This is a genomic window from Ruegeria sp. N11, assembly GCF_056531525.1.
Map to the genome: position 1 here is coordinate 106,018 of NZ_JBQFLX010000012.1, position 13,230 is coordinate 119,247.

13 protein-coding genes are annotated in these 13,230 nt (G+C 60.0%); 3 read left to right on the forward strand and 10 right to left on the reverse strand.

What is annotated here, in order from left to right:
• Positions 1-182: 182 nt before the first annotated feature.
• From ACR0J8_RS14245 to ACR0J8_RS14280, 8 genes are all read right to left on the reverse strand, one after another.
• Positions 183-596: a c-type cytochrome gene (locus ACR0J8_RS14245; protein ID WP_170612926.1), complete on the reverse strand. Its 414-nt coding sequence runs from the start codon at positions 594-596 to the stop codon at positions 183-185.
• A 113-nt stretch (positions 597-709) separates the two neighbouring features.
• Entirely contained in the window at positions 710-1,726 is a 1,017-nt protein-coding gene (locus ACR0J8_RS14250; RefSeq protein ID WP_480522998.1) for a P1 family peptidase, read from the reverse strand.
• A 71-nt stretch (positions 1,727-1,797) separates the two neighbouring features.
• On the reverse strand, positions 1,798-2,544 hold the full coding sequence (locus tag ACR0J8_RS14255) for an SDR family oxidoreductase (RefSeq protein WP_480522999.1): 747 nt from the start codon (positions 2,542-2,544) through the stop codon (positions 1,798-1,800).
• A 60-nt stretch (positions 2,545-2,604) separates the two neighbouring features.
• Complete coding sequence (gene arfB / locus ACR0J8_RS14260) at positions 2,605-3,024, reverse strand: alternative ribosome rescue aminoacyl-tRNA hydrolase ArfB (RefSeq protein ID WP_170612920.1); 420 nt, start codon at positions 3,022-3,024, stop codon at positions 2,605-2,607.
• A 263-nt stretch (positions 3,025-3,287) separates the two neighbouring features.
• The gene (locus tag ACR0J8_RS14265; protein ID WP_170679990.1) at positions 3,288-3,932 is read right to left on the reverse strand and encodes a queuosine precursor transporter; all 645 of its coding nucleotides are present in this window, start codon (positions 3,930-3,932) and stop codon (positions 3,288-3,290) included.
• A 96-nt stretch (positions 3,933-4,028) separates the two neighbouring features.
• Positions 4,029-4,913: an esterase-like activity of phytase family protein gene (locus ACR0J8_RS14270; protein ID WP_480523000.1), complete on the reverse strand. Its 885-nt coding sequence runs from the start codon at positions 4,911-4,913 to the stop codon at positions 4,029-4,031.
• Complete coding sequence (gene mepA, locus ACR0J8_RS14275; RefSeq protein WP_170807062.1) at positions 4,886-5,749, reverse strand: penicillin-insensitive murein endopeptidase; 864 nt, start codon at positions 5,747-5,749, stop codon at positions 4,886-4,888. The genes ACR0J8_RS14270 and mepA overlap by 28 nt, the downstream gene beginning before the upstream one ends.
• Positions 5,746-7,113 (reverse strand): MFS transporter, encoded by a 1,368-nt coding sequence (locus ACR0J8_RS14280; RefSeq protein WP_480523001.1) that lies wholly within the window; start codon positions 7,111-7,113, stop codon positions 5,746-5,748. The genes mepA and ACR0J8_RS14280 overlap by 4 nt, the downstream gene beginning before the upstream one ends.
• Before the next feature lie 129 nt (positions 7,114-7,242).
• Here ACR0J8_RS14280 and ACR0J8_RS14285 point away from each other — a divergent pair, with 129 nt between their 5' ends.
• The 3 genes from ACR0J8_RS14285 to yaaA all read left to right on the forward strand — a co-directional run bounded on the left by ACR0J8_RS14285 (position 7,243) and on the right by yaaA (position 10,452).
• On the forward strand, positions 7,243-7,530 hold the full coding sequence (locus ACR0J8_RS14285) for a YggT family protein (protein WP_480523002.1): 288 nt from the start codon (positions 7,243-7,245) through the stop codon (positions 7,528-7,530).
• A 78-nt stretch (positions 7,531-7,608) separates the two neighbouring features.
• Positions 7,609-9,648, forward strand: a complete 2,040-nt coding sequence (gene recQ / locus ACR0J8_RS14290; RefSeq protein ID WP_480523003.1) for a DNA helicase RecQ — start codon at positions 7,609-7,611, stop codon at positions 9,646-9,648.
• A 33-nt stretch (positions 9,649-9,681) separates the two neighbouring features.
• Positions 9,682-10,452, forward strand: coding sequence for a peroxide stress protein YaaA (yaaA, locus tag ACR0J8_RS14295; protein WP_480523004.1), 771 nt, complete (start codon positions 9,682-9,684; stop codon positions 10,450-10,452).
• Here yaaA and ACR0J8_RS14300 read toward each other — a convergent pair.
• Positions 10,443-10,919: a VOC family protein gene (locus tag ACR0J8_RS14300; RefSeq protein WP_480523005.1), complete on the reverse strand. Its 477-nt coding sequence runs from the start codon at positions 10,917-10,919 to the stop codon at positions 10,443-10,445. The two genes, yaaA and ACR0J8_RS14300, sit on opposite strands and share 10 nt — an antisense overlap.
• Positions 10,920-10,928: 9 nt before the next feature.
• Positions 10,929-13,136 carry a response regulator gene (locus ACR0J8_RS14305; RefSeq protein WP_480890805.1) on the reverse strand — a complete coding sequence of 736 codons (2,208 nt, stop codon included), beginning with the start codon at positions 13,134-13,136 and terminating at the stop codon, positions 10,929-10,931.
• Between the last annotated feature and the right edge of the window lie 94 nt (positions 13,137-13,230).

Sequence of the window (13,230 nt, forward strand, 5' to 3'; positions counted from 1 at the left end):
GTGTGACGGGACGTTGCGGATTACCTTTGGCCGGATCGGCTTGACGTCGCGGCATCACATGTTCAGAGCGTGACTGGCCGCGCATTCCCAACGTGGCGCTGATCGTACCCGTTATCAACCGCACGAAAGGCCGCAGGGGCTGCGGCCTTTTGTACTCACACAGGTCGTCTGATGGCTGGAGATTATTCGCCCGAAACGCTGACGATATAAGCGTAGACGTCTTCGCCGCCGCTTTTCAGTTTGAAGGTCATCTTGGACTTGGCAGCTGTGTCATCCAGATAGGATTTCAAAAAGGTCTTGGGATCTTGCGAATACTCGACAAAGGTCGCTTCATCCCAAACTAACCCGTTTTCACCTGCAGCAACGATGCTGTCGCCGTATTTGAACCCTTCGACGGTGCCTGCGGTCCGACCCGCGATTCCATACAGGTTCGGGCCGGTCTTGCCGCCCTTGACGATCACTTCGCCAGCAGGATCGGCGATCTGGTGGCAGGATTTGCATTTGTTAAAGGTCTTTTTGCCGGCCTCGGCGTCGCCTTCTGCATATGCGGGTAGGGCCATCAGGCCGACGATTGCGGTTGCGAGGATGCGATTCATAGCTTTTGCTCCGATACGAATTGGCTGCACCGAATGGATCGTCGGCGCAAAAAAGAGTCAACGCGCAGATTGCCGCGCGCGGCCACTGTGCCACTGCGGCATAGTGGCCGTCCTTAACTTATGTCATGTGACCCGGACCAACAGGGCAAAAGATCGCCAGCCGCTGGTGTTGCCAGATAAATCGCCCGCGCAATGGCGCGCGCCAGACATAGCGAGGCGGCGTGACCGATCATTCCCAGCTCTGCTTCGTTCTCCAAAGGCATTGACCCGGTACTGACACCAAAGACCAGATCACCGTCACCCGGCGTATGGGCGGGCAGGATGGCGCGGGCAATCCCATCATGCGCGGCCACGGCCAGCCTTTGGCATTGCGGTTTGGTCAAAGCGGCGTCCGTCGCCACGACAGCGATGGTTGTGTTGGTCTTGTCCGGCTCGGCCGGGCGCATGGCCTGCGCCTTGAGGCTGACTTGAGGCGCTCCTAGGCCTGCGCTGGAATCAGGCCCTAAACAGCCGAATTCGTCGCCAATTTCATAAGGCGCGGCCCAGAAATGACGGTCGCCGGGCGTGGTGACACTGCCCAGCGGGTTGGCTGCGACCAGAGCCCCGACGGTGACGCCCGTGTCCAGAACAAGCGATGCAGACCCAAGCCCGCCCTTGTGCATAGCGGCCAGGGCTCCGGTCCCTGCACCGGCCGTGCCCAGCGCAAAGTCCTTTGAGGCCGCGTCAAAAGCGGCGCGCCCCAAGGCACGGTACGGGTTCTCGGTCCAGCTTTTGTCACCGCCGTTGAGCAGATCGAACAGGATTGCCCCGGGCACGATCGGGACCACGGTATGGCCGACCGGATACCCCCGGCCTTGCGACCGAAGCGCATCCGACACGCCGGAACTGGCATCCAGTCCAAAAGCCGATCCGCCGGACAGGGCGATGGCATCTATCTTTGTCACCGTTTTGTCCGGGGCCAGAAGATCGGTTTCGCGCGTACCCGGCGCGCCGCCCATCACGTGCACAGACGCGGTGAAAGGTACATCGGCGGTCATAACGGTCGTGCCGGATTTCAACCGGTCATCCTGCGCGTTTCCAACCAGTAGGCCGGAAATATCGGTGATCAGGTTCTTAGGTCCGGGTTTCATCGAGATGGTTTCCCTTGTCTCAGCAAAGCGCTGCCCCCGGTGGAGGTGCTTTTCAAAAAAGAGGGCGCAGGTCAGATACAGCGGCCACCGTCAACCTCCAGCGCGGTTCCGGTAATCATGCTGGCCTCGTCCGAGCACAGGAAACAGGCGGCGTTTGCCATGTCCTGAGGCGTGGAAAACCGGCCCAGTGGAATGGTCGACAGGAACTTGGCGCGAATCTCGGGTGTGTCTTCGCCCATGAAGGATTTCAGCAAGGGGGTTTCTCCGGCCACCGGACAGATCGCATTCACGCGAACGCCAAAGGGCGCCAGTTCGACGGCCATCGTCTTGGTTGCGGTGATCATCCAACCCTTTGAGGCGTTGTACCAGTTGAGGTTCGGGCGCGGCGACAGACCAGCTGTGGAAGCAACGTTCAGGATCGCGCCCGAGCCTCGCGCCTTCATTGCCGGTACAAATGCCCGCGCGGTGTGAAAGACCGATTTCATGTTAACGCTGAAGACGCGGTCGAAATCCTCCTCGCTCACTTCCTCCAGCGGTGTCGGCAGATGCGTCACGCCTGCGTTGTTCACCAGAATATCAACCTGCCCAAACTGGGCGATGGCGGCGTCTGCCATTGTTTGAACGGAAATCGCGTCGGCGACATCAACGTGCTGGGCGACGGCTGCCGCGCCAAGGGTCGCGGCCATTTGCTTTGCCGCATCCTTGTTGATATCGGCGATCATCACGCGCGCGCCCTCGTCAAGAAACTTCTGGGCAATCCCGGCCCCAAACCCCGAGGCGCCGCCAGTCACGATTGCGGTTTTATCCTTAAGCCTCATCGCGTTACCCCTCTGCCGATGCTCCGGGTCAGACTATCAACGCCCCGGCAAGATACCAGATTAATCTTCGGACACCTTGCCCCGCAGCGCTTTGACGTCGCCACGCGCCTTTTTTGCCGCAAGCCGACGCTTGACCGAACCGTAGGTGGGCTTGGTTGCAATACGCCGCTTGGGCTTGACCAATGCGCGGGTGATCAGTTCGGCCAGTCTGGCGCGCGCGATTTCACGGTTGCGCGCCTGCGAGCGGGTCTCTTCGCACTGGATGATGATCGCGCCCTCTTTGGTCCAGCGTCGCCCGGCGAGCCGTTTCAGCCGGGCTTTGACCGGATCCGGCAGAGACGGGGAGCGCGCCGCCTCAAACCGCAGCTCGACAGCGGTGGAAACCTTGTTGACGTTTTGCCCGCCTGGACCGGACGAGCGCACAAAGCTCTCGGTCATTTCCCAGTCCTGCAGGATGATATCGTCCGTAACGCGCAACATGCGCGCGACCTTACAGGTGGCGCGCAGAAACAAAAAGGGCCGCCCCGGCGGGACGGCCCTTCGAAAGTTCAGGAGGTCGGGTCGGTTAGATCAAACGACCAGCCGGAGCGAGCGCTCCGCCAAGGGCTGCCTTAACAGGCGATCCCCCCGGTTGTTCCGACACCTCTCTCCAATCTCTTTCTCGACACTGGATCACCTCCTTTTCTATCTGTTGCGGTTGAAAAGAAGCGTGACACAAGTTGTGCCAATCTCAAAGCACTTTTTTACACAGGCTGAGCGGTCAGTCGCGCAACGATCACTTTGAACGGGATCAGTGCGATCATCGCCAGCGACAGTTTCACCAGCCAGTCGGCAAAGGCCAGCGTTACCCACAAAGGTGCCATTGGACCGGACAGCATGAAGGGAACAGGTTCCCATGCCCAGCTGATGGCCGCATCGGCATTGGCGCCGAAGAACGTGACCGACGCCGAGAATGCGATGGTGAAGAACAACGCGGTGTCCAGCGCCGAGCCGACCAAAGTCGAGACCAGCGGCGCGCGCCACCAGCGGCCGCCGCGCATCGCGTTGAACACAGTAACGTCCGTCAGCTGCGCGATCAGGAAGGCGGTTCCGGACGCGACGGCAATCCGCAGCGGCACTGCGGCATAGGTGAAGCCATCGCCCTGCAGCATGATCTGGCTGCCGATGAGCGAGCAGATGATACCGGTGACAAACCCGGCAAACACGACCTTGCGGGCCGGACCCACGCCATAGACGCGGTTCATGATGTCAGTGACCAGAAAGGCCAGCGGATATGTGAAGGCACCCCAGGTCAGCAGGCCGTCAAGGATCAGGAACTGGACCAGGATGTTCGAGGCCACAACGATAGTGGCCATGGCAATAATGCCGGGAATAAAGCTGCGTTGCATTTTCAGATGCCCGTTTTGACAAGGTAGCGGCGACTTGGCCAAGGGTTCATCCCAAGGCAAGCCGCGCTTCTAGCGAGTCGAATCGTGTTTGGCAAGTCATTCGGGCAGCAGGTATTCCACCAGTTCGGTACGCTGCAGGGCCAGAAAATTGTCGTCCGAGATCATCGTCGCCCGCAGACGCCCCTGACCGTCGCGCCAGACCGACAACCCTTCGAGGTTATCATGCGTTCCGGTACCGGTTTCAAACAGGGTCTCTTCGGACATGGGTGTGTCTGCATTGATCTGCCAACGGCGCAGGCGCGAGCGGAAGCCGGTCAGCGATACGGCGCGTTCGAGAACATACAATCGGCCATCCGGGCCGAAATCTGCGGACACAGGCAGGAACCGGCCCCGCTGCGGCAGGACAAACGGTGTAGACCACGCCTGACCGTTCCAGCGATAGACCGGGATATTGCCTTCGGCGGTGCGGTTCTTTTCCGGCAGGGTATACAGCCGCCCCTGAGTGTCGATCGCCAACCCCTCGAACGATCCGTTGCCATCCAAACCGTCGAACGCCTTGGGGCGTGGCAGAACGCGCGCAGCACCGCCAGGGCCCGAATAGCGGGCAATGCGGTGAATGCCTTCGAAAGAGATATAGAAGCTTTCGTCAGGCGCGACGGCGAGTCCTTCGGAATCACCTGTGTAACCGGGCAAGGCGCGCCCTGTGCTGGACAGGACAGGCCAATGCCCCAATATTTTGACCTCGCTGATACGGTCCCCGTCCCGGTCAATCCGCGCGGCCACAAGGACGGCCCGGTCGCTGAGCGCGATCAGCTTGCGACCGTTCTCGGACATATGGATCGCCGAAAAACCGCCAAACCAGTCCGACCCGTGGGTCCACGTAAAACTGCCCAGATGGGTGGCGGCAGGACCCTCGGCTGCCCGAAGAGGCCCCGCCAGCACCAGTGTCGCAATCAGTTGGACTGCAAGACGGCGGTGCATTGCTGGGGCAGATCGGCCAACCGGTATTCGCGGCGTTTCTTGGGGGCGGGCGCGTTTGGATCAGGCGGCGGCGGGTTGAGGATATTCTGCACCCATTGCTGCGCTTCGGCACAGCCATCACCTTTGGGCGGCGTATCCTGATTGACGCAGCCACGCGATCCTCTGGGGCATTTCAGCCGGACATGGAAGTGATAGTGATGCCCCCACCATGGCCTGATCTTGCGCAGATAGGCGCGGTTGCCCTTTTCGTCGTTGCACATCTGAACTTTGGCGCCCGGGAAGACGAATATCCGGGCCACGCGCTTGTCCTTGGCGGCCTCTCGCAGAACGGCATGGTGCTGTTTGGTCCAGTTGCCGTTCACATACGCCCCGTTCGAGCGGCGCAGGGAAATCGACGAGATATTCTCGCGTGCCTTGCGGGACAGCCTCATGTCGTTGCCCGGCAGCATCCATATATCGATGTCCAGACCCAGCTGATGGCTGCGGTGGCCGGATGTCATCGGACCGCCACGCGGCTGGCTGATATCCCCGACATAGAGACCATTCCAACCTGGTTGCTTCGCCGCAAAACGGCTGAGGTCCTGCACGTAATCGATCGCTTCAGGATGCCCCCAATTTCGATTTCGCGACAGACGCATGGCCTGCCATGTCGGCCCGGTTTCGGGCAATTGCACCGACCCGGCCGCACATCCGCGCGAATAACTGCCGAAGGCGGCGGGTTTTTGTTGTGAACTGACTCTCTGCGCCCCGAACAACTGCTTGGCCAGGGGTTGCGCCCCCGCCGCGCCTGCCAGCGTCAAAGTCGCAAGAATTGCCAAAAAACGTAATAAAATCATCTGCTCTGATCCCCTTCCGGTTTAACCCAGCGCATTAGGAACAGGCCCAGAATAAACAACAGAACGATGGGTGACACCCCCAGTCTTGCGCTGCCCGTCGCGGCGGTTGCGATCCCGATCAGCAGGGGCGCGGCAAAGGCAGTGGCGCGACCGGACAGCCCGTAAAGCCCGAAGCTCTCGACCGGCGCCTCGGGATCGGTATGGCGCACCATCATGGATCGGCTGGCCGATTGCAGGATACCGCCCATGCCACCGATCAGAACACCGCAACCGAAGAAGACCAGATCTGGCAGGTTTGATCCCTCGGGCAACGCAATGCCGTAGATCTGCGTCCGGTCCATCAGAACGACAGTGACGCAGACAAAGATCAGAACCCAAATAGCGGTCAAAATAACCGGTTTAGGGCCGTATTTCCGGTCCAACTTGCCGCCGATCCAGGCAAAGATGGCCGAGGCCAGAACGCTGACGATTCCAAACACGCCGATCTTGATCAGGTCCCATTCCAGCACCAGGCGAGCGTAAACGCCGCCAAAACTGTAAAGCCCGTTCAGCGCGTCACGGTAAAACATGGACGAGCCCAGATAGGCCGCAAGACTGCCCCGGTGCCGCAGGGCGGCAATTGACTTCCCGAGCAGCCGCAATGCCTCGCCGAAACTGCCCTTCTTGTTCGTTTGTGCATCGTCGCGTACCCACAGGAAATAGGGCACCATGAACAGAACGAACCACCCGGCGGTGAAAGGCCCGACAAAGCGCGTGCCCCCGCGCGCGGCGGCGTCCAGCCCGAACAACGGCTCCATCCCGATCAACGTCTTGCCGTTGGGTTGTTCGACAAACAGCAACAGCATGATCGCCAGCGAGATCAGACCGCCAAAATATCCAAAGGCAAAGCCCGAGCCTGAAATCTCTCCGACTTCATTGTCATCGCCCAGATCGGGAAGCTGCGAGTTGATGAAGATCAGCGCATATTCCGCACCAACAAACCCCAATCCGAAGGCCGACAGCATCAGCCACATGTTCGAACCATCCGGCAGCGTGTACCATAGCGCGGCGGACCCCACCGCATACATCACCGAAAACGCGAAAATCCACGGGATGCGGCGGCCGGACACATCTGCCATGGCCCCCAACAAAGGCGCGCCAAACGCGATGATCAACCCGGTGATGGTCAGGCAGTTCGCCCAAACCGTCTGCGCTTGCGCGGCGGCGGCTTCTGTTTCCAGCCCGGTATTGGCATAGTATCCGGCTGCGACCCCTGCAAAATAGGGGCCGAACACGAATGTCACCAGCAGCGTATGATATGGCTGACTGGCCCAATCGAAAAACCACCATCCCCAGATGCGCTTGCGCTTGGAAATCTCTGCCATCACTGCCTCTTTGTGCGTTTTGCTTCATAAGACGGGGCTTCGCGGCATTTCGCAAGCGTTCTGTTGGCCTGCACTTGCTCTTTGCGGCCGGGGCGCTTAGGTCTCAGCAAACGCGCAAACGGAGTGCCCATGCTGTCGCTGATCCAAATCCTTCTGCTGATCCTGGACATTGTCTGGTTCATCATCCTGGCCCATGTGATCATGAGCTGGCTGATCAACTTTCAGGTGCTCAACCTGCATCAACAGCTAGTGGCGCAGATCTGGTATGGCCTGAACCGACTGTTGGAACCGATCTATGGCCCGATCAGGCGCGTTCTGCCCAACATGGGCGGACTGGACCTGACACCATTGGTGGTGCTGATCGCGGTCTATGCGCTGCGGATCATCCTGATCAACAATGCGGTCTATTTCGTCTGACCTCTTGTTCACCGAATCTTAGTGTGTGATTGTCCTGTCTTAAGAGCAGATAAACCTTAAAACAGGGCGCCCCCGCACATGTTCGACGCCGCACCCTTGTTGCGAGATGTCTTTGGATTCGACGATTTCCGCCCCGGGCAGGAAGAGATCGTCGATGCCGTGACCGCAGGCGAAAACGTGCTGGCGATCATGCCCACTGGCGGTGGTAAATCCCTGTGTTATCAGCTTCCTGCCCTGCTGCGCGACGGGGTGACGGTGGTGATCTCCCCTCTGATCGCCCTGATGCGCGACCAGGTGCGCGGGCTGCAAGAGGCTGGAGTCGAAGCGGGTGCACTGACATCCGGCAACACGCCCGAGGAAACCGACGCCGTGTGGGAGGCGCTGGAAGCCGGGCGGCTCAAGCTGCTTTACATGGCACCGGAACGGCTGGCGACAGGATCTGCGCTGGGGATGCTGCGGCGGATCAATGTCAGCCTGATCGCCGTGGACGAAGCGCATTGCGTCAGTCAGTGGGGGCATGACTTCCGCCCCGACTATCTGCGGATCGGAGAGTTGCGGCGCGCGTTGGATGTGCCGCTGGCCGCCTTCACCGCGACGGCGGATGCGGAAACGCAGGACGAGATCGTCGAGAAACTGTTTGACGGCACCGCTCCGCGTAAGTTTCTGCGTGGCTTCGACAGGCCGAACATCCATCTGGCCTTTGCCGCCAAGGACGGGCCGCGAAAGCAGGTGCTCGACTTCGCCGCCGCCCGAAAAGGGCAATCGGGCATTGTCTATTGCGGCACTCGCAACAAGACCGAAGTTCTGGCGCAGGCCCTGCGGGCTGAAGGCCATTCTGCCTGCCACTATCACGGTGGCATGGAGGCCGAAGATCGCCGCATCGTCGAAACCCGCTTTGCCCGTGAAGACGGCCTTATCGTGGTCGCCACCGTGGCGTTCGGCATGGGGATCGACAAACCCGATATCCGTTGGGTCGCCCACGCGGACCTGCCCAAATCCATCGAAGCCTACTACCAGGAAATCGGCCGTGCTGGGCGCGACGGCAGCCCTGCGGAAACCCTGACCCTGTTCGGCCCCGACGACATCCGCCTGCGCCGTTCGCAAATCGACGAAGGGCTGGCCCCGCCTGAACGGCGCATGGCCGATCACGCACGCCTGAACGCCCTGTTAGGACTGGCCGAAGCGCTGGAATGCCGCCGCCGGAGCCTTCTGAGTTATTTTGGCGAACAGGCTGAACCCTGCGGTAAATGCGATCTGTGTGACAGCCCACCTGAAGTGTTCGACGGCACCACACCTGTTCGCATGGCCTTGTCCGCGATCCTGCGGGCCGAGGAATGGTTTGGCTCGGGTCATCTGATCGACATTCTGCTGGGCAACGAGACCGACAAGATCCGTGCCCGCCGCCACGATGATCTGTCGACATGGGGTATCGGCAAGGACTGGTCACGCCCGCAATGGCAGGCGATTTTCCGGCAGATGATGGGCCATGATCTGGTTCGACCCGATCCTGAACGCCACGGCGCGCTGCGCATGACCGAGGCCGCAAAGCCGATCCTGAAGGGCGAGGCGCAGATCAACTTGCGTAAGGATACAATACGCAAGGCGACCCGTCGGCCAGCGGTCAAGATGATGGTGTCGGAAGAAGATGCGCCTCTGCTGTCTGCGCTGAAGGCCAAACGACGGGCGCTGGCGGAATCAGCCCGGGTTCCGGCCTATGTGATCTTCCCCGATCGGACCCTGATCGAGATGGCAGAAAAGCGCCCCGCCACGCTGGATGACATGGCCCGGATCGGTGGCGTCGGCGCGAAGAAACTGGAGCGGTACGGCGACACCTTTCTTGAGGTGATCGCGGGTGTGGTCGAAACCGTGCATCCCGCGCGGCGCAAGCTGGCCGGGCGCGATCAGGGCGACATCTACGATCGCCTGCTTGAAATTCAGACACGCTTATCACGCGGTCCGGACGGGATCGACAAACCGCTGACTTGCTCGGCTTCTCAACTGGCAAAGGTGGCGCAACTCCGCTCGGACGATCCAAGAGCGATCGAGCAGGTTCTGGGAGACCGCCGTCACGAAAGGTTTGGCGCTGCCTTTCTGGACGTGCTGCGTCAGGCGGGCTAGATACCCTGCATCAGGCAAGAAACGAGGGCGGATATGCTGGTAGTCATTTCCCCGGCCAAGCGGCTGGACTGGGCAGAGCGGGATGTCGATGTCACGCAACCGGACTTTCAGGTTGACGCGATCCGCCTTTCGAAGACCGCCAGAAACTTGACTCTGGGCGATCTGAAGAAACTGATGGACCTGAGCGACGATCTGGCCCGGTTGAACCGCGACCGGTACCGTTTTTTTTCCGATGCGCCGGACGCAGAAGTGACCCGCCCCGCCGCATTGGCATTTGCCGGTGACACCTATCAAGGGCTCGAAGCAACCTCATTGGACGCCGAGGAATTGGTCTGGGCGCAGGATCATCTGCGCATTCTGTCCGGCCTTTACGGTGTGCTGCGACCGTTGGATGCCATTCAGGCCTATCGGCTGGAAATGGGCAGCAAGCTTAAGACCCGGCGCGGCAAAAACCTTTATGAATACTGGCGCGACCAGTTGAGCAAGGCCCTTAACGCGCAAGGTAGCGCTATTGGGTCTGACATTCTGATCAACTGCGCCAGTCAGGAATATTTCGGCGCTGTCGACCCGAAGGCGCTTAAACTGCGGGTCATCACACCGGTGTTCATGGAAGACAAAGCCGGTAAGCCGAAGATCGTCAGTTTCTTTGCCAAAAAGGCGCGCGGTGCCATGGCGCGGTATGTTATCCAGCACCGGCTGACCGATCCCAAGGGGTTGCTGGATTTCGATACCGGAGGTTATCAATACCGTCCCGACCTATCGGAACAGGACAAACCGGTCTTTGTGCGCCCCTATCAGGCCTGATCCAGCATTGAAGGATCAAAAGCCACCAGTTCAACGGTGTTGCCTTCGGGGTCCTCTGTGAAGACTCCACGCCAGCCGATCCAGCCGAATTCTTCGACGCGGTAGGGTTGTCCTAAATCGGTGTACCAGCGCATGACGGCCTCCTGCTCGGAAAACGGCAGCGAAAGGGCAATGTGATGCAAGGATGACCTGCCTCCGGTCACGGGCTTGTTTGCGCTGTTCGGGTGCAACCCGGGCCGCGGAGCCGCCGTGTGATGAAACAACGCCAGCACCTGTGTATGTCCGCCAAACCCGTCGGCGATGCGAAAAAAGGTAATGGCGCTGTTGTGATCGCCCGATAGACGCTCAAGCCCGATCACATTTTCATAGAACGCAACCATCGCGGGCATGTCGGCGCAGCGGATCGCAATCTCGCCCAACGCACGAGGGCGAAATCCGCGGTGATCCGAGGTTTGCTTGCGGGTCATGCGATCAGGCTATTCGACATGTCCGGGTTCGGCAATGACCGGGCAGGCGCCATCGGGCCAGTGGTCGTGGATCCTCTGAAGTATGCGCTGCTTGTGTAGCGGTTTCGTCAGATAGTGATCCAGCCCGGCGGACAAAATTCCGGTGTCGTCCCCGTCCATCGCGTGGGCGGTCAGGGCGACAATGGGCACATGGCGTCCTGTCCCAACCTCGCGCCGCCGAATTTCAGCCGTAGCCTGTTTGCCATCCATTTTCGGCATCGAGATGTCCATGAAGATCAGGTCCGGGTCAAAATCCAGATGGGCCTGCACCGCATCAATCCCGTTATCTGCAAATCGCAGATCGATATTCGCATCCTTGACCATCTTTTTCAGGATCAGTTGATTGGTACGATTGTCCTCGGCCGCCAAAACCCGCATCAGACGCTGCCCGGAAGGCATATTGACCCGGCTGGGTGCCTCGGTGACCGAGACCGCTTCGACTGTTTTGCTGGCTTTGCCAAGCGCCATCAGCTGGGAATACAGTTCGGCCCGGGGAATCGGTTTCTGCAAGACACCTTCAACCAGGTGCCGGGACGCGCTGGCGTGGATCAAAGCCGGGTTGGCGGACATGACGACGACGGGTGCGTCACCCAGTCCGCGTTCCTTCAGGATTGCCGCCAATTCAAGCCCGTCCATATCGGGCAGGTCATGGTCGCATAGTAGCAGGTCGACCGTCTCATCCACGATTTTCAAGGCCTCTGATCCGGTCTCGCAAACTGTGACCCTGAATCCCAGGCGCCCCAGCTGCTTGCTCAGGATGGCTCGATTTACAGCCAGATCCTCAACCACGACCACATGACGCAAACGTCCCCCCAGATCAGGTGGCTCCGGCTGTGGTCCCGGCATGGTCGGCAAAGAGATGCGAAACCCAAAACACGACCCCTTACCAGGATCGCTCTCGACCCAGATGGTCCCATCCATCAGGGTGATCAGTCGCTTGGTAATGGCAAGCCCCAGCCCGGTCCCCTCGAACAGCCGGTTTCTTTCATCTTCCACCTGGTTGAATTCACCGAATATGTGGCCGATCTTGTCTTCGGCAATTCCGATCCCGGTATCTTCGATCGCGACATGGATGTCGCACGTCTGCGCCTTGGCATTAGGGACTCCGGTTACGCGGATCAGGACGTGGCCCTGTGCGGTGAATTTCACCGCGTTGCCCACCAGATTGGTCAGAACCTGCCGAATACGTCCCGGATCGCCCATGAACAACGTTGGAAGAAACAGATCATAATCCACCAGCAAGGTCAGACCTTTTTCCCGGACGCCGGGCTGCAGCAGCATCGCCATTTCGAGAATGCACCGTTCGAAGTCGAACTGCTCGGGGTGCAGGGTCAGCCTGTCCGCTTCGATCTTTGAATAATCCAGCACATCATTGATGATGACCAGCAGCGCCTCGCCCGAGTTCCGGATGGTGTTGACGTATAAACGCTGCTCTTCCCCAAGCTGCGTCTCGGCCAGCAACTCGGTCATTCCGACGATGCCGTTCATCGGGGTTCTGATCTCGTGGCTCATATTGGCCAGAAACGAGGATTTGGCGCGGTTGGCGGCTTCGGCCCGTTCCCGCGCCGCCGTCAGTTCGGCCTCATGCCGGACCGAGGAAGTTATGTTCAACGCAAGGCTGACCACGTCCCCGCCGTTGCCGCGTTGATCGATCAGCTTGATATACTGGCCATTCCAAAGCTGAATGACCACCGGTTCGGGGTTTGCCTGCATCCACCGCGACTGCATCCGCGCCTGCCAGTCGGCCGCGTACTCGGGTCCGGTATCGACGATCCCCTCGGTGGTCAGGATCTCGAGGATACGCGCGTAGGATATGCCCGAAGCGATCTCTTCCAAGCCTTCGAACACGCTCAGATACGCGGCATTGGCCCCAATCAGGCTGTGGTTTGCGTCAAAGAAGGCAAACCCGTCCTGAATGGTCTGGATCGAATGCCACAGACGCCGCTCGGCCACTTCGATCTTGGCGTGGGCGACGGTCAGGTCGGACTTGACCCGTTCGTTCTCGCCGCGAACCGTCTCAACCTCGGCCTGGGTTTCACCGATGCGTCTGGTCAGGGCGATGGCGTGCTGGCCCAGTTTGCGGTTCGCGGCTGACAGTTCTGCCTGTTTCAACTCCAACAACCGTTCGGCTGCCAGCCGCGCACGCCGTTCCTGCGCCAGTTTGTTTGCAAGACTCATTTCAGGTGATCCCGGAACACATTCCCGCACCATCCCGCCAGACCGTGAAGAAGTGTTTAAGCCGTTGCCAAACAAGCGGGCCACATGCGAGGGT